Source organism: Pseudomonas sp. LBUM1664, from assembly GCF_059695895.1.
Window position 1 is genome coordinate 6,062,424 of sequence record NZ_CP166791.1, and the last position, 17,087, is coordinate 6,079,510.

The 17,087-nt window shown below is 60.2% G+C and carries 17 protein-coding genes; 15 read left to right on the forward strand and 2 right to left on the reverse strand.

The window, feature by feature from the left end:
• Nucleotides 1-50: 50 nt before the first annotated feature.
• From tcyJ to ACA047_RS28235, 11 genes are all read left to right on the forward strand, one after another.
• Nucleotides 51-851 (forward strand): cystine ABC transporter substrate-binding protein, encoded by an 801-nt coding sequence (gene tcyJ / locus ACA047_RS28185; RefSeq protein WP_497355048.1) that lies wholly within the window; start codon nt 51-53, stop codon nt 849-851.
• Nucleotides 851-1,516, forward strand: a complete 666-nt coding sequence (gene tcyL / locus ACA047_RS28190; protein ID WP_497355050.1) for a cystine ABC transporter permease — start codon at nt 851-853, stop codon at nt 1,514-1,516. Before tcyJ ends, tcyL begins: the two co-directional genes overlap by 1 nt.
• Before the next feature lie 3 nt (nt 1,517-1,519).
• Nucleotides 1,520-2,281 (forward strand): L-cystine ABC transporter ATP-binding protein TcyN, encoded by a 762-nt coding sequence (gene tcyN / locus ACA047_RS28195; RefSeq protein ID WP_497355052.1) that lies wholly within the window; start codon nt 1,520-1,522, stop codon nt 2,279-2,281.
• 500 nt (nt 2,282-2,781) lie between these two features.
• The gene (locus ACA047_RS28200; RefSeq protein ID WP_497355054.1) at nt 2,782-3,549 is read left to right on the forward strand and encodes a hypothetical protein; all 768 of its coding nucleotides are present in this window, start codon (nt 2,782-2,784) and stop codon (nt 3,547-3,549) included.
• A 286-nt stretch (nt 3,550-3,835) separates the two neighbouring features.
• Nucleotides 3,836-5,077: an SfnB family sulfur acquisition oxidoreductase gene (locus tag ACA047_RS28205; RefSeq protein ID WP_497355056.1), complete on the forward strand. Its 1,242-nt coding sequence runs from the start codon at nt 3,836-3,838 to the stop codon at nt 5,075-5,077.
• Between the two features lie 23 nt (nt 5,078-5,100).
• Nucleotides 5,101-6,294: an SfnB family sulfur acquisition oxidoreductase gene (locus ACA047_RS28210; RefSeq protein ID WP_497355058.1), complete on the forward strand. Its 1,194-nt coding sequence runs from the start codon at nt 5,101-5,103 to the stop codon at nt 6,292-6,294.
• The gene (locus tag ACA047_RS28215) at nt 6,294-7,652 is read left to right on the forward strand and encodes an LLM class flavin-dependent oxidoreductase (protein WP_497355060.1); all 1,359 of its coding nucleotides are present in this window, start codon (nt 6,294-6,296) and stop codon (nt 7,650-7,652) included. The genes ACA047_RS28210 and ACA047_RS28215 overlap by 1 nt, the downstream gene beginning before the upstream one ends.
• Before the next feature lie 171 nt (nt 7,653-7,823).
• Nucleotides 7,824-8,627: a MetQ/NlpA family ABC transporter substrate-binding protein gene (locus tag ACA047_RS28220; RefSeq protein WP_497355062.1), complete on the forward strand. Its 804-nt coding sequence runs from the start codon at nt 7,824-7,826 to the stop codon at nt 8,625-8,627.
• Between the two features lie 2 nt (nt 8,628-8,629).
• Complete coding sequence (locus tag ACA047_RS28225) at nt 8,630-9,754, forward strand: methionine ABC transporter ATP-binding protein (RefSeq protein WP_497355064.1); 1,125 nt, start codon at nt 8,630-8,632, stop codon at nt 9,752-9,754.
• Nucleotides 9,744-10,388 (forward strand): methionine ABC transporter permease, encoded by a 645-nt coding sequence (locus ACA047_RS28230; RefSeq protein WP_497355066.1) that lies wholly within the window; start codon nt 9,744-9,746, stop codon nt 10,386-10,388. Before ACA047_RS28225 ends, ACA047_RS28230 begins: the two co-directional genes overlap by 11 nt.
• Before the next feature lie 87 nt (nt 10,389-10,475).
• Nucleotides 10,476-11,102: a class I SAM-dependent methyltransferase gene (locus ACA047_RS28235; protein ID WP_497355068.1), complete on the forward strand. Its 627-nt coding sequence runs from the start codon at nt 10,476-10,478 to the stop codon at nt 11,100-11,102.
• 110 nt (nt 11,103-11,212) lie between these two features.
• On the opposite strand, the gene ACA047_RS28240 is transcribed toward ACA047_RS28235, so the two are convergent.
• Nucleotides 11,213-11,779, reverse strand: a complete 567-nt coding sequence (locus ACA047_RS28240) for a transporter substrate-binding domain-containing protein (protein WP_497355070.1) — start codon at nt 11,777-11,779, stop codon at nt 11,213-11,215.
• A gap of 133 nt (nt 11,780-11,912) precedes the next feature.
• Here ACA047_RS28240 and ACA047_RS28245 point away from each other — a divergent pair, with 133 nt between their 5' ends.
• Nucleotides 11,913-12,338, forward strand: coding sequence for a DUF4399 domain-containing protein (locus tag ACA047_RS28245; RefSeq protein ID WP_497355072.1), 426 nt, complete (start codon nt 11,913-11,915; stop codon nt 12,336-12,338).
• 126 nt (nt 12,339-12,464) lie between these two features.
• Here the strand turns inward: ACA047_RS28245 and serA are convergent, their stop codons facing one another.
• Complete coding sequence (gene serA / locus ACA047_RS28250; protein WP_497355074.1) at nt 12,465-13,694, reverse strand: phosphoglycerate dehydrogenase; 1,230 nt, start codon at nt 13,692-13,694, stop codon at nt 12,465-12,467.
• A gap of 205 nt (nt 13,695-13,899) precedes the next feature.
• On the opposite strand from serA, the gene ACA047_RS28255 reads away from it, so the two are divergent.
• From ACA047_RS28255 to ACA047_RS28265, 3 genes are all read left to right on the forward strand, one after another.
• Complete coding sequence (locus ACA047_RS28255; protein ID WP_497355076.1) at nt 13,900-15,294, forward strand: D-2-hydroxyglutarate dehydrogenase; 1,395 nt, start codon at nt 13,900-13,902, stop codon at nt 15,292-15,294.
• A 41-nt stretch (nt 15,295-15,335) separates the two neighbouring features.
• Nucleotides 15,336-16,001, forward strand: coding sequence for a fumarylacetoacetate hydrolase family protein (locus ACA047_RS28260; protein WP_497355078.1), 666 nt, complete (start codon nt 15,336-15,338; stop codon nt 15,999-16,001).
• A gap of 76 nt (nt 16,002-16,077) precedes the next feature.
• Complete coding sequence (locus ACA047_RS28265) at nt 16,078-17,010, forward strand: SdiA-regulated domain-containing protein (protein WP_497355080.1); 933 nt, start codon at nt 16,078-16,080, stop codon at nt 17,008-17,010.
• Nucleotides 17,011-17,087: the final 77 nt, after the last annotated feature.

Consider the following 17,087-nt stretch of genomic DNA (forward strand, 5'->3'; position numbering starts at 1 on the left):
ATGCCTTTCTTATCCAAAAATATCTTCATAAGAAAACACAGGGGCTTGTCATGAATTTTTCTGCATTACGTCGCAACCTGTTAGTAGGTTCGCTGGGCCTGGCCTTGAGCGCCGGTCCGTTGGGGCAAGCGGTTGCCGGTGAGCAGCTGCAAAAAATCAAGGACGCGGGCGTGATCAACGTCGGCCTGGAAGGCACTTACCCACCGTTCAGTTTCGTCGACGCCGACGGCAAGCTGGCCGGTTTCGAAGTCGAGTTTTCCGAAGCCCTGGCCAAAGAACTGGGTGTGAAGGTCAAGCTGCAGCCGACCAAATGGGACGGCATCCTCGCAGCGCTGGAATCCAAGCGTCTGGACGCCGTGATCAACCAGGTGACCATCTCCGAAGAGCGCAAGAAGAAGTATGACTTCTCCCAGCCTTATACCGTTTCCGGTATCCAGGCGCTGGTTCTGAAGAAGAAGGTCGACGAACTGAAGATCAAGACTGCCGCCGACCTGGCTGGCAAGAAAGTCGGCGTCGGCCTGGGTACCAACTACGAACAATGGGTAAAAGCTGAAGTGCCGGGCGCGGACATCAGAACCTACGAAGATGACCCGACCAAGTTTCAGGACCTGCGCGTGGGCCGCATCGACGCCATTCTGATCGACCGCCTGGCCGCGCTGGAATACGCCGAGAAAGCCAAGGACACCACCGTCACCGGCGAAGCCTTCTCCCGCCAGGAAGCCGGTATCGCCCTGCGCAAAGGCGAGCCCGAGCTGCTGGACGCGGTAAACAAGGCCATCGACAAACTGCGCGCCGACGGCACCCTGGCCAAGATCTCGCAGAAGTACTTCAACGCTGACGTCACGAAATAATGGAAGAGGCTTTTCAACTCGCGCTGGACTCCGCGCCCTTCCTGCTCAAGGGCGCGTATTACACGGTCATCCTCAGCCTGGGTGGTATGTTCTTCGGCTTGCTGCTGGGGTTCGGCCTGGCGTTGATGCGTTTGTCGCGCTTCAAGCTGGTGAGCTGGATCGCCCGTATCTACGTGTCGTTCTTTCGCGGCACGCCGCTGCTGGTGCAGTTGTTCGTGATCTATTACGGGTTGCCGCAACTGGGTATCGAGCTGGATCCGCTGCCGGCGGCCCTAATCGGCTTCTCGCTGAACATGGCCGCCTATGCGTGTGAAATTCTGCGGGCCGCCATCAGTTCCATCGAGCGCGGCCAATGGGAAGCGGCGGCAAGTATCGGCATGACGCGGGCCCAGACCCTGCGCCGGGCCATCCTGCCGCAAGCCGCACGCACGGCCCTGCCTCCGCTGGGCAACAGCTTCATTTCCCTGGTCAAGGACACCGCGTTGGCGGCGACTATCCAGGTGCCGGAGCTGTTCCGCCAGGCGCAGTTGATCACCGCCCGTACCTTCGAAATCTTCACCATGTATCTTGCCGCCGCGCTGATCTACTGGATTCTGGCGAGCATGCTCGCGCACTTGCAGAACGTCCTGGAAGCACGGGTCAATCGGCATGACCAGGAGTCCTGACCCATGATTGTCGTGGAAAAACTGACCAAGCAATTCAAGGGTCAGGTGGTGCTCAACGGCATCGACCTGAAGATCGAAGAAGGCGAAGTGGTTGCAATCATCGGCCCCAGCGGCTCGGGCAAGACCACCTTCCTGCGCTGCCTGAACTTCCTCGAAGAACCCAGCAGCGGCCGAATCAAGGTCGGCGACATCGAAATCGATGGCAGTCGCCCGTTGAGCCAGCAGCAGAGCCTGGTGCGCCGTTTGCGCCAGCAGGTGGGCTTCGTGTTCCAGAACTTCAATCTGTTTCCCCACCGCACTGCGCTGGAAAACGTCATCGAAGGCCCGCTGGTGGTGAAAAAGACCCCGCGTGCCGACGCCGAAGCCCTGGGCCGCAAGCTGTTGGCCAAGGTGGGCCTGGCGGGTAAGGAAGACGCTTATCCACGACGCCTTTCCGGCGGCCAGCAACAGCGCGTGGCGATTGCCCGGGCGCTGGCGATGGAGCCTGCGGTGATCCTGTTCGACGAGCCGACCTCGGCCCTCGACCCGGAACTGGTGGGCGAAGTCCTGGCGACCATTCGCGGCCTGGCCGAAGAGAAACGCACCATGGTCATCGTGACCCACGAAATGGGCTTCGCCCGGGACGTGGCAAACCGCGTGGTGTTTTTCGACAAAGGCGTGATTGTCGAACAAGGCGAAGCCAAAGCCTTGTTTGCAGCCCCCAAGGAAGAACGCACTCGGCAGTTTCTCAGCAAGTTCCTTTCGGCCGGACACGGCGTTCAGTAAGTTATTTGCACTGTCGTCACTTCCAAGGATGGAAGTGCGACAACTAATCAAACGCCCCTCCCGCTCACGGGCAACGAAACAACTTGCAACGTCCAGAACACTTAACACATCTGATCATTTATGTGCGGTATATACATACCTCTCGCAACACTTCCCCTTGGGTTAGGCTCCGCTCTCCTTTCGTCGTCCGACTTGCCGTATGCCGCTTGCCGGGACGGTCCAGCCGAGGCAAAGGTCGTTCGGCGCTGTGTATTTCTAACCCGAACACGTAGGAAGTTTCTGAAGACTTGCACAGTTAATTATTAAGCCAGCGCCTCTATTGACACTGAAACTATTGACCCCTTATCTAGTGGCCAACAGGCGATGCACATTATTTTAGTTCGCGTAGTTATTAACCACTGACAGGGGTTTTGACAGGGCGAATAAATTAATGTCGCGATGATTAAGCGCCTTTGATCTTTCCGAAACGAACTTCGTTTTCAAGCATCAAGGAGAACACCATGACAAGTACGTCGAATAGTCCTGAACTGGCCGCACCCACCCTGGCCAATGCCCCCCGTACCGGCATCAACATCACCAGCGCTGCTCGCCTGGAAGTGGCCATTGCACCTTACCCGGGCATGGACGCGGGCGACCTGATCGAACTGTTCTGGGATAACTGCTATGTGGGTTCCCGTCTGCTGTCACAAGCCGATGTGCAAAGCAGCGTGACGGTGCGGGTGCCAGAGAGCTTTATCGTCAACGGCACCTCGCGCATCCATTATCGCGTGATGCAGGTCGGACGCGGGCCGGCGGTCTCGGCCACACAACATGTACAGGTCAAGCTCGATTGCCCCGGCGGCCAGCCGTCGGCCCTGAGCGGCGATGAAAACCAGGGCCTGGCGCCGGTACGTATTCCTGACACCATCCGTCGCCAGGGTGTGAACCCCAACCAGATCAAACGTGGTGTACCGCTGACGATTGAGCCCTACCTGAACATGGCCGCCGACGATGCCATTACCTTGCGCTGGGGCGATGTGCGCATGGACCTGCCCCAGGTCAAACCTTGTGAGGTAGGCCAACCGATCAATATCTGGGTCCCGCCGCAAATTATTCTGGAAGCCGGGGAAGACCTGCGCCTGGAAGTGACCTACTGCATCCTTGATCGCGTGGGCAACAACTCTCACTGGGCACCGCCGCGGACGTTGAAAATAGGGTGCGCCAACCCTTATCTGAAAAACCCGACGAAAGAGACGCTCATGGCCGCCGAGCCGCGCCGCCGTGAGTGAGCACTTGGGCACGAGCTTTTGTGGCAAAGGAGCTTTTGTGGCGAGGGGATTTATCCTCTCGCCACAACATCATTCGGCAAAAGATCTCTATTAATATTCCTAAAAGTTAGTTCAAAAATAATTTATACGCGTTTAGGGTATATGAACCGGACCACCGGACATTCTTGATTTTCGTTCGCCGCATTCATCGCGGCGTTTTCCAGAAATGTGAGGTGGGTATGGTACGGAACACAATCACCCCAGTGCAGAACGCCAAGGCACTGCCTGCAGCCACGGAGTGGCTGTGATGTCGGATTTGGCACAAGCAAAGGTCCAGAGCGACCTGGACATCGCACCGCCGTTGCTACCCGCACAGGTGCTGCGCAACGATACCGAGGCCATTCAAGCCGCCCGGGAACTGGCACAGGCCGCCCGTCAGCAGGCCGCCCGGCGCGATCAACAGCGCAAGCTGCCTTGGGTGGAGATCGAGCAATTCACTCGCAGCGGACTGGGTAGCATCGCCGTCCCCCGGGAATACGGCGGCCCGCAAGTTTCATTTGTCACCATCGCTGACGTGTTCGCGATCATTTCCGCAGCCGACCCAGCCCTCGGGCAGATCCCGCAGAACCAGTTCGGCGTGCTCCAGCTGATTCTCGGTACGGGCACCAAACGGCAGAAAGAAATCCTTCTGCAGAGCGTGCTCGAAGGCTGGCGCATCGGCAATGCCGGGCCGGAACGCGGCACCCGCAACACCCTTGAACTCAAGGCCCGGATTAGCGCCGGCAGTGACGGTTTTGTCATCAGCGGTCAGAAGTTCTATTCCACCGGTGCACTGTTCGCCCACTGGGTCGCGGTCAAGGCGCTGAATGACGAGGGCCAGCAGGTGTTGGCGTTCGTGCGGCGCGGCACGCCAGGCCTGCGGATCGTCGACGACTGGTCGGGCTTTGGCCAGCGCACCACGGCCAGCGGCACCGTGCTGCTGAACAATGTGCAGGTCGACGCCGAACTGGTGCTGGACAACTGGCGCATCAACGAAACGCCAAACGTACAAGGCGCGATTTCGCAACTGATCCAGGCGGCCATTGATGCGGGCATTGCCCGTGGCGCCATCGACGATGCCATCACATTTGTTCGCGAACGGGCCCGTCCCTGGATCGACGCCAAGGTCGACCGAGCCAGTGATGACCTGTACGTGATCGCCGACATCGGCAAGCTGAAAATCGAACTGCACGCCGCCGAAGCGCTGCTGCGCAAAGCCGGGCAGGTGCTGGACCAAGTCAGTGCCGCACCGATCACCGCACAGTCTGCCGCCCGCGCCTCGATTGCCGTGGCCGAGGCCAAGGTGCTGACCACCGAGATCGCCCTGCAAGCCAGCGAAAAGCTGTTCGAGCTGGCCGGCAGCCGCGCCACCCTCGCCGAATTCAACCTCGATCGCCATTGGCGCAACGCGCGGGTCCACACCCTGCACGACCCGGTGCGCTGGAAGTATCACGCGGTAGGCGCCTACCACCTGAACGGCACATTGCCGGCCCGGCATTCCTGGATCTGACAACCCGACCTCTGGAGCAGCACATGACGCTTTCTCAACACGTCGCGGTGATCACCAGCGATGAACAAGCCCTGATCGTGGCCAGCGACCTGGCCGATGACTTCAAACGCGACAGCGCCCTGCGCGACCGCGAGCGTCGCCTGCCGCACCCGGAACTGGAAGTTTTTTCCCGCTCCGGCCTGTGGGGCATCAGCGTACCCAAGGCCTATGGCGGTGCGGGCGTTTCCAACGTCACGCTGGCCAAAGTAATCGCGCTGATTGCACAGGCCGACAGCTCGCTCGGGCAGATTCCGCAAAACCATTTTTACGCCCTGCAAGTGCTGCGGGTAAACGGCACTGAAGCACAAAAACAGCGCCTGTACGCCGAAGTGCTGGCCGGCCAGCGCTTTGGCAACGCCCTGGCGGAGCTTGGCACCAAGACCGCCCACGACCGCATTACCCAACTACGCCGCGACGGTGAGGGTTATCGCATCAACGGCCGCAAGTTCTACGCCACTGGCGCGATCTACGCCCAGCGCATTCCCACCTCGGTGGTGGATGAAAATGGTGTGCAGCAACTGGCGTTCGTGCCCCGCAACAGCAAAGGCCTGACGGTGATCGACGACTGGAGCGGCTTCGGCCAACGCACCACGGGCAGCGGTTCGGTGGTGTTCGAGGATGTCTATGTCGCTGCCGAAGACATCGTGCCATTCCAGAGTGCCTTCGAGCGCCCGACCCCGGTGGGGCCATTGGCGCAGATCCTCCATGCCGCGATCGACACCGGCATCGCCCGCGCCGCCTATGAAGATGCCCTGCACTTTGTCCGTAGCAAAACCCGGCCATGGATCGACGCCACCAGCGACGTCGCCACCGAAGACCCGCACACCCTCAAGAGTTTCGGCCACTTGAGCATCCGCCTGCACGCCGCCGAAGCCCTGCTGGAGCGCGCCGGCGAATTTCTCGATCGGGCCCAGGCCGATACCAATGCCGAAACGGTCGCAGCCGCCTCGATTGCCGTAGCCGAAGCCCGCGCCATCAGCACCGAAATCTCCCTGGCCGCCGGTAGCACGCTGTTCGAACTGGCCGGCAGCCAGGCAACCCTGGCCGAACATGGGCTGGATCGCCACTGGCGCAACGCCCGGGTGCACACCCTGCACGACCCGGTGCGCTGGAAATATCACGCGGTGGGCAACTTCTACCTCAACGATGAAAAGCCGCCGCTGCGGGGGACCCTCTGATGGCCCACGGCAAGAAAAAAATCCTCCTCAACGCGTTCAACATGAACTGCATCGGACACATCAATCACGGCTTGTGGACCCATCCACAGGACACTTCGACTCAGTACAACACGATTGAATACTGGACCGGGCTGGCGCAGCTGCTTGAGCGTGGGCTGTTCGACGGGCTGTTTATCGCCGATATCGTCGGGGTCTACGACGTGTACCAGCAGTCGGTGGACGTCACGCTCAAAGAGTCGATCCAACTGCCGGTCAACGACCCGTTGCTGCTGGTTTCGGCCATGGCCGCCGTCACGAGAAACCTCGGCTTCGGCCTCACCGCCAACCTGACCTATGAGCCGCCATACCTGTTCGCGCGACGCATGAGCACCCTCGACCATCTGAGCCGCGGCCGGGTCGGCTGGAACATCGTCACTGGCTACCTGGACAGCGCCGCCAAAGCCATGGGCCTGACTGCGCAAGTCGAGCATGACCGCCGTTACGACCAGGCCGACGAGTACCTGCAAGTGCTCTACAAACTCTGGGAAGGCAGTTGGGAAAACGACGCGGTGCTCAACGACCGCCAGCAGCGGATCTATGCGCAGCCAGAGAAAGTGCACAAGGTCCGGCATCAGGGCGAGTTCTATCAAGTCGAGGGCTATCACCTTTGCGAACCGTCGCCCCAGCGCACACCCGTGCTGTTCCAGGCCGGCAGTTCGGAGCGTGGCTTGCTGTTCGCCGGGCGGCATGCCGAGTGCGTGTTCATCAGCGGCCAGAACAAACCGGCGACCAAAGTCCAGGTGGACAAGGTCCGCGCCAGCGCCGTCCAGGCCGGACGCAACGCCGAGGACATCAAGGTATTCATGGGCCTGAACGTGATCGTCGGTGAGACCGAAGCGGCTGCCTGGGCCAAGCACGCTCAATACCTGAGCTACGCCAGCGCCGAGGCCGGCGTCGCGCATTTCTCCGCGTCGACGGGCATCGATTTCTCCGAGTACGAACTGGACGAACCGATCCAGTACGTGAAAAGCAACGCCATCCAGTCCGCCACCAAAACCCTGCAAAACAACGACTGGACCCGTCGCAAATTACTGGAGCAACACGCCTTGGGTGGGCGCTACATCACCGTGGTCGGTTCGCCCGCACAGGTGGCCGATGAGCTGGAGTCGTGGATCGCCGAAACCGGCCTCGATGGCTTCAACCTGACCCGCATCGTCACGCCACAAAGCTATGTGGACTTCATTGACCTGGTGATCCCCGAACTGCAGCGACGCGGCTCATACAAGACCGAATACGACAGCGGCACGCTGCGCGAAAAACTGTTTCGCGCAGAGGCCCATTTGCCCGAGCAACACACTGGCTCCACCTACCGACACTGAACCTGTGGGAGCAAGGCTTGCCCGCGATGAAGACGATACGGTCTATCAGAGATCGAGGTGCCTGTTTCGCGAGCAAGCTTTGCTCCCACACAGCGGGGCGGTGCGATGTTTCGCTAAATCCCCCGCCACAAAGGCATATGAACTCATTTAATCAATGACTGGAAAAACCTCATGACCAAGCACTCCCTTTCTTTGCCAGTCATCGCACTGGCCCTCGGCCTGTTCAGCACGGCACTGTTTGCTGCCGATGCGCCGCTGAAAATCGGCACCACCGCCGCGTTCGCCATTCCTCTGGAGGCCGCGGTGGAAGAAGCAGGCAAACAGGGCCTGAAGGTCGAGCTGGTGGAATTCAGCGACTGGATCGCGCCCAATGTCAGCCTCGCCTCCGGCGATATCGACGTGAATTATTTCCAGCACATCCCGTTCCTGGAAAACGCCAAGGCCGCCGCCGGGTTCGATCTGGTGCCGTTCGCCCCGGGGATTATCAACAACGTCGGTCTCTACTCGAAAAAATACAAAAGCTTCGATGAATTGCCCGAGGGCGCCAGCGTTGCCATTGCCAACGACCCGATCAACAGCGGTCGCGGTCTGCAATTGCTGGCCAAGGCCGGGCTGATCACCCTCAAGCCGGGCGTGGGCTACAAGGCCACCGAAGACGACATCGTTGCCAACCCCAAGAAACTCAAGATCCTGCAGGTTGAAGCCGTGCAACTGGTGCGCGCCTATGAAGACGCCGACCTGGTGCAGGGCTACCCCGCCTACATCCGCCTGGCGAACACCTTCGATGCCACGTCTGCCTTGCTGTTCGACGGCCTTGATCACAAGGAATACGTGATTCAGTTCGTGATCCAGCCCAAGAGCAAGAACGACCCGCGGCTGATCAAGTTCGTCGATATCTATCAGCACTCGCCTGCCGTACGCGCGGCCCTGGACAAAGCCCACGGCAAGCTCTACCAGGCCGGTTGGGAAAGCTGATCATGAATGCCGTCAACGCCCGACTCAAACTGCAAGCGCCCACGCCCCACAGCGCCGAGCACACCGAACTGCACCCGCAGCTCAACCGTGCCCACGTGCGCTTCATCGGCCTGGGCAAGACTTACAACGGCGCCCAAGGCCCGGTGGCCGCGTTGCACGGCATCGACCTGGCGATCCAGCACGGCGAGGTATTCGGCATCATCGGTCGCAGCGGCGCCGGCAAGTCGTCGCTGATCCGCACCATCAACCGCCTCGAGCAACCCACCAGTGGTCGGGTGCTGATCGACCAGGTGGACATCGGCGAGTTCGATGAAGACCGACTGGTGGAACTGCGCCGGCGCATCGGCATGATTTTCCAGCACTTCAACCTGATGTCGGCCAAGACCGTGTGGCAGAACGTCGAACTGCCCCTGAAAGTCGCCGGCGTGCCCAAGGAGCAGCGCCAGCACAAAGTCCGCGAGCTGCTGGAGCTGGTGGGCCTGCAAGGCAAGCACAAGGCCTATCCGGCGCAGCTTTCGGGTGGGCAGAAGCAGCGGGTCGGGATTGCCCGGGCGCTGGTCCATGACCCGCAGATTCTGCTGTGCGACGAGGCCACGTCGGCCCTGGACCCGCAGACCACCCAATCGATTCTCGGTTTGCTGCGCCAGATCAATCAACGCCTGGGCCTGACCATCGTGTTGATCACCCATGAGATGGCGGTGATTCGCGAAGTCTGCGACCGCGTGGTGGTGCTCGAGCAAGGACGGATCGTCGAGCAAGGGCCGGTCTGGGAGGTGTTCGGCAACCCGCAACATGAGGTCAGCCGGACATTGCTGGCGCCGTTGCAGCACGCCTTGCCAGACGAACTGCAAAACCGCTTGCAGCCGCAACCGGCATCGACGGACGCAGCCACCGTGCTACGCCTGCAATTCACCGGTACGGGGCGTGATGAACCGGATCTGGCCGCCCTGTTCAGTGCCCTCGGTGGGCAGGTCCGGCTGCTCCATGGCGGTATCGAGCGCATTCAAGGCCACGGGCTGGGGCAATTGCTGCTGGCGGTGAGCGGCTCGTCATGGGGCGCTGAGCAATTGCGTCAACGTGCCGGCAATTGGGCGCAACGGGTGGAGGTGCTGGGTTATGTGGTTTGATCGGTTGTTGCAGGGTTTCATCGACACGTTCCTGATGGTTGGCGTGTCGTCTTTGATCGCTTTGCTGGCGGGCATCCCGCTCGCGGTGATTCTGGTCACCAGCGGTAAGGGCGGGATCTATGCAGCGCCAACCCTGAACCGCGCCCTGGGCGCGTTCGTGAATCTGTTTCGTTCGATACCGTTCCTGATACTGATGGTGGCGCTGATCCCTTTCACCCGGTTGATCGTCGGCACCACGTATGGCGTGTGGGCCGCCGTGGTGCCCCTGGCCATCGCCGCCACACCGTTTTTCGCCCGCATCGCCGAAGTCAGCCTGCGAGAGGTCGACCATGGCCTGATCGAAGCCGCCCAGGCCATGGGCTGCCGACGCTGGCACATCGTCTGGCACGTGCTGCTGCCCGAAGCACTGCCGGGAATCGTCGGCGGCTTTACCATCACGCTGGTGACCATGATCAACTCCTCGGCCATGGCCGGAGCGATCGGTGCCGGCGGCTTGGGCGACATCGCGTACCGTTATGGTTACCAGCGTTTCGACAGCCAGATCATGCTCACGGTGATCGTGTTGCTGGTGGCGCTGGTGGCCGTGATTCAACTGGGCGGAGACCGGTTGGCGCGGGGGTTGAACAAGCGCTGACCTGCGGGGAGCAAAGCTTGCTCCCCACAGGTAGACCAATGATCTTGCGGTATAGTCGGCTCACGCTCCCCACCCAAGCCACCGATCATGAAACACACCCCCGACGATCTGCACGCCATCACCGCCACGACCCTGGGCCATTACAACGCGGTTGCCGAGAGCTTTCGCCAAGGCACCCGTGATCACGATGTCAGCCAGAACATCGACGCGTTGCTGCGCCATATTCAGGCCCAGCCACCGTTGCACATCCTGGACTTCGGCTGCGGCCCGGGGCGAGACCTGCGGACATTCACCGCCATGGGCCATGTGGCGGTCGGCCTCGACGGTTCAGAGGCATTTGCCCGAATGGCTCGCCAGGACAGCGGGTGCGAAGTGTGGCAACAGGATTTTTTGAAACTCGACCTGCCGGCTGAACGCTTCGACGGGATCTTCGCCAACGCCGTGCTGTTTCATATTCCTGTGCAGGAATTGCCTCGGGCACTCAAGCAATTGCACGCCACGCTCAAGCCGGGCGGCGTGCTGTTCAGCTCCAACCCTCGGGGTGAAAACCAGGAAGGCTGGAACGGCCAGCGCTTCGGTGCTTATCACGACCTCGCGGCCTGGCACACGCTGCTCACCGACGCAGGATTTATGGAACTGGAGCACTACTACCGACCGGCGGGGCTGCCGCGGGAACAGCAGCCTTGGCTGGCGAGTGTCTGGCGTAAACCTTGAGGTCGAGCCCCGTGGTGAGGGGATTTATGTGTCGAGGGAGCTTGCTCCCTCGCCACAAAACACCTTTAGCCACAAAGGACCGCGCGTGACCTTAGGTTTTCAGTTATCTGTCATTCCTGCTTGCCCAACCACTTCTGCGACAACTGCTCCAGGCGCCCGTCATCCTTGATACGCGTCAGGGCGTTGTCCAGGCTGGCCTTGAACGCCGGGTTGCCCTTCTGGAACGGAATCACCAGGCTCGGCGCCGGTCCGCGCTTTTCTTGCGGCTGGAACGACTGCGCCATGACCAGCGGACGTTGCGACTCGTCCTTGCTCGCCAGCAGTTGTGCATCTGGTTGGCTGTAAGCGGCACTGGTGTCGAAACGTTCCGCCAGTTCCGGGGTCATTGCTATGTGGTTGATGGCGACATCGTACTTGCCGGTCTCCACACCGCTCAGCAAGTCCCCGGCATCGGTGACCACAAAGTCGGCGCGGACATCGAGCTCACGGGCCAGCATTTGGCCCAGTTCCACTTCGAAGCCAGTGAGTTTGCCGTCTTCCTTAAAGTTGAAAGGGGCAGTGTTTGCTTCCAGGGCGATGCGCAGTTCGCCACGGTCATTGATGTCGTCAATCAGTTCGGCATGGGCCAGGGGGCTCAAAAGGGGTAGCAGGCACATCAGGCCAGGCAGAAAACGCATGGTCACTCCTTTGTAATTTATACAAGCGACGCTCGTTCAGGCTCGCTTTGCTATGGTTGTCGCAGGCTTCGACAACGAATGGTCATGAAGTTGTCATGGCCCTGCGAATTTCATGGAAAACTCGGAGAAAAAAATGAAAAGTTTTATGTCACGTGCGGTGTTAGCCAGCCTGTTGCTGGGGACTTCGATGCTGGCAACAGCCGCGACCCCGGCCCCCAAAGGCGCAGAAGTATTCATCGTTTCCCCGCAAGACGGCGCCACCGTCGGCCAGACATTGACGGTCAAGTTCGGCGTCAAGGACATCGCCCTGGCCCCGGCGGGTGATGTGACAAAAAACACAGGGCATCACCATTTGCTGATTGATGTCGACAAACTGCCTGCCGCAGGCGCGCCTATTCCAAACGACGCCAACCACATGCACTTCGGCAAGGCGCAAACCCAGGCCGAGATCAAACTGGCCCCGGGCAAACACACCTTGCAGCTGGAACTGGGCGACAGCGGCCATATGCCGTTCGATCCACCGATCGTTTCCAAGAAAATCACCGTTAACGTGAAATAACCCAGCACTGGCTGACACAACATCGGCCCCACAGGTTGTGAGTTGTGTCAGGCAAAAAAAACGGGAGCCTTGCGGGCTCCCGTTTTTTATTGCAAGCCAAACCTCAGCTTGCAGCTCGTCACTGCCTTAGAACAACACGCGGCAACGAATGGTGCCGTTGATGTGCTGCAGCTTTTCTTGCGCCAGGTCCGAGTATTCGGCGTCGACGTCGATCACGACGTAGCCGACTTTCTCGTTGGTCTGCAGGAACTGACCGGAAATGTTGATGCCGTTTTCCGCGAAGACCTTGTTGATCTCGCTCATCACACCCGGGATGTTCTCGTGGATGTGCAGCAGACGGTGCTTGCCAGGGTGCGCCGGCAAGGCCACTTCCGGGAAGTTCACGGACGATACCGAAGTACCGTTATCGCTGTACTTGACCAGTTTTTCCGCCACTTCCAGGCCGATGTTGGCCTGGGCTTCAGCAGTGGAACCACCGATGTGCGGGGTCAGGATCACGTTGTCCAGGCCACGCAGCGGGCTTTCGAAGATATCGTCGTTGGAGCGTGGCTCCACCGGGAACACGTCGATAGCGGCGCCGATCAGGTGTTTGTCCTTGATCGCTTCGGCCAGGGCGTCGAGCTTGACCACGGTGCCGCGGGCGGCGTTGATCAGGATCCCGCCCTTCTTGATCGCACGGATTTCCTTCTCGCCGATCATCCACTGGGTGGCAGCGGTTTCCGGAACGTGCAGGGTCACGATGTCGGACATGCCCAGCAACTCGGGCAGGTTGTTGACCTGGGTCGCGTTGCCCAGCGGCAGCTTGGTCACGGTGTCGTAGAAAAACACCTGCATGCCAAGGCCTTCAGCCAGTACCGACAACTGCGTGCCGATCGAACCGTAACCGACGATACCCAGCTTTTTACCGCGGATTTCGAAGGAGTTGGCCGCGCTTTTGATCCAGCCACCACGGTGGCAGGAAGCGTTTTTCTCAGGGATGCCGCGCAGCAGCAGGATCGCTTCGGCCAGCACCAGTTCAGCAACGGAACGGGTGTTGGAGTACGGCGCGTTGAACACCGCAATACCGCGCTCGCGAGCCGCGTTGAGGTCAACCTGGTTGGTGCCGATGCAGAAGCAGCCGACCGCGACCAGTTTCTTGGCGTGGTCGAAGACCTCTTCGGTCAATTGAGTGCGGGAGCGAATGCCGATGAAGTGAGCATCGGAGATCTTTTCCTTGAGCTGGGCTTCCGGCAGAGAACTGGTGATGTACTCGATGCTGGTGTAGCCCGCCGACTTGAGGACGTCGACAGCCGATTGGTGGACGCCTTCGAGAAGAAGGAACTTGATCTTGCTCTTATCGAGAGAAGTCTTGCTCATCTGCGTAAACCTGTGTCCCGGAGAAAAATGGCAGGGAATCGGACAGCGCATGCTGGCCCGACCGGCGTGACAGCCGTCGCCGCAGAACAGCCGTTGGGCACTACGCTGCGGGGTCGGTATGCTAGCATATGCACCCCGCTAAACACTCATTCCTGCGACGTGAAGCGTTCTCAGGATGACCATGAATTGTTCGAGAGTTCTGCCGATGACCAATCCTGCCCTGATAGATGAGCTGAAGACCCTGGTTGAGCCTGGCAAGGTCCTGACCGATGCCGACTCCCTGAACGCTTACGGCAAGGATTGGACCAAGCACTTCGCCCCGGCGCCGACTGCCATCGTTTTCCCCAAGACCACCGAGCAAGTCCAGGCCATTGTGCGCTGGGCCAACACGCACAAGGTCGCGCTGGTGCCCTCCGGCGGGCGCACCGGGCTTTCCGCCGCGGCCGTGGCGGCCAACGGCGAAGTGGTCGTGTCATTCGACTACATGAACCAGATTCTCGACGTGAACCTCACGGACCGCACCGCAGTCTGCCAGCCAGGCGTGGTCACCGAGCAATTGCAGAACAGGGCTGAAGAACACGGCCTGTACTACCCGGTGGACTTCGCTTCGGCCGGTTCGAGCCAGATTGGCGGCAATATCGGCACCAATGCCGGCGGGATCAAGGTCATTCGCTACGGCATGACCCGCAACTGGGTCGCCGGCATGAAGGTTGTCACCGGCAAGGGTGACCTGCTGGAACTGAACAAGGACCTGATCAAGAACGCCACCGGCTACGACTTGCGGCAGCTGTTCATCGGCGCCGAGGGCACCCTCGGCTTCGTGGTCGAGGCCACCATGCGCCTGGACCGAGCTCCGAAAAACCTCACAGCGATGGTGCTTGGCACAGCGGACTTCGACTCGATCATGCCGGTGCTGCACGCCTTCCAGGGCAAGCTCGACCTGACCGCGTTCGAATTCTTCTCCGACAAGGCCCTGGCCAAGGTCCTGGGCCGTGGTGACGTGCCAGCACCGTTCGAAACCGAGTGCCCGTTCTACGCCCTGCTGGAATTTGAAGCCACCACCGAGGAAGTCGCCAACCACGCCCTGGAAACCTTCGAGCACTGCGTGGAACAGGGCTGGGTGTTGGACGGCGTGATGAGCCAGAGCGAAACCCAACTGCAGAACCTGTGGAAGCTGCGCGAGTACATCTCGGAAACCATCTCCCACTGGACGCCGTACAAGAACGACATCTCGGTGACCGTCTCGAAAGTACCGAGCTTCTTGCGGGAAATCGACGCGATCGTCGGCGAACACTACCCAGATTTCGAAATCGTCTGGTTTGGCCACATTGGCGACGGCAACCTGCACTTGAACATCCTCAAGCCGGAAAACCTGAGCAAGGATGAGTTCTTCGCCAAGTGCGCGACCGTGAACAAATGGGTCTTTGAAACCGTCGAGAAGTACAACGGCTCGATTTCTGCCGAACACGGCGTGGGCATGACCAAACGCGACTATCTGACCTATAGTCGCTCGCCGGTGGAAATCGAATACATGAAAGCCGTGAAGGCGGTTTTCGACCCGAACGGCATCATGAACCCGGGCAAGATTTTCGCGGTTTGACGTCTAAAACACCTGATGAATCCCAGAAGCAGGAGTCGGTAATGAGCTATCAGCACCAGTATGTCGACGGTACCCGTATTCATTTTCCGCTCGGGAAAGTGGTGTGCATTGGCCGTAACTACGCCGAGCATGCCAAGGAACTGGATAACCCGGTGCCCACCGAACCCTTGCTGTTCATCAAGCCCGGCAGCTGCGTGGTGCCGCTGGAAGGCGGCTTCAGCATTCCTACTGAACGGGGCTCGGTGCATTACGAGACAGAAATCGCCGTGCTGATCGGCAAGCCACTGTCGACCCGGCCAAGCGTGGAAGAAGTGCTGGACGCCATCTCCGGCTTCGCCCCAGCCCTGGACCTGACCCTTCGGGACAAACAATCCGAGCTCAAGGCCCAGGGCCTGCCGTGGGAGATCGCCAAATCCTTCGACGGCGCGGCGGTGATCGCCCCGTTTGTGTCGAGCGACACCTTTGCCGACTTGGCCAACATCCCCGTTCGCCTGACCATCAACGGTGAAGTGCGCCAGGACGGCAACAGCAGCCTGATGCTCAATCCCATCGTGCCGATGATCCAGCACATTGCCGGCTGCTTCTCGCTGCAGGCCGGCGACGTGATCCTCACCGGCACCCCGGCGGGCGTCGGGCCGTTGAATGTGGGTGATGAACTGGTCGTGGAACTGCCAGGGGCGAGCCGCTTCGAAAGCAGCGTTCGCTGATTTCAACTGATCGTTCCCACGCTCTGCGTGGGAACGATCATCGCCCTAGCCCCCATTCTCTGGAACGCATTCCCCGATGGCCAAAACCCAAACACTGTCCCCCGCCAAATACGCCCGTCGCTCTCGCTTCGCCCTGCCCTGGTATGCCTGGTCGCTACTGGTGGTGGCCGCTGCTTATGGCGTGGCGTTCGCGATGCACTGGGATGACCGGGGCCTGCTTTGGCTATCGGAACGCTTTGAGAGCCCAGCCCAGCGCCAGGAAAGCATCTGGCTGCCGGACTACCACGCCGTGATCGACGCCAAGCCGCTGCCGGGCATGGAGAAGGACGAAGCGTCTGACGTGACCTACAACCCGCAGACCAAAACGCTGTTCGCCGTCATGGGCAAAAACCCGTTCCTGGTGGAGCTGACCCTGCAGGGCGATGTGCTGCGCAAGATGCCATTGGTAGGCTGGAGCAATCCCGAAGGCGTGGCCTTTATGGAGAATGGCTTGCTGGCCATTACCGATGAGCGAAGCCACACGCTGTCGATCGTTCAGGTCGATGCCAATACCCGCGAACTGAACAGCAAGGACTTCCCCCACTACGAGCTTGGCGCGTCAAAGAACCAGAACAAGGGGTTCGAAGCCATCGTCTGGGACCCGCGCAACCAGCAACTGGTGCTCGGGGAAGAACGTCCGCCGGCGCTGTTCACCTGGAAAAGCGATGGCAGCCAACTGCTCAAGGGCGACAAGCAGATCCATGCCAGCAGTGAGCTGGACCTGCGCAACCTTTCAGCCCTGGCCATCGACCCTCGTACCGGACACATGCTGGTGCTTTCGGCCGACTCCCATCTGTTGCTGGAGCTGGACGAAAAAGGCGAGCAGGTCAGCTTCATGACGTTGCTGGGCGGTTTCAACGGCCTGAAAGACACCATCCCCCGAGCCGAAGGCGTGACCGTCGATGAGGCTGGCAACCTATACATAGTCAGCGAACCGAATCTGTTCTATCGTCTCGAAAAACACCACTGATAGCGCTAACTCTGTAAGGTCATTCCTCCTTCGTTGTAGGGTGTGGCATCCGGCCATTAAGTTTCAGTTCAGGCAGC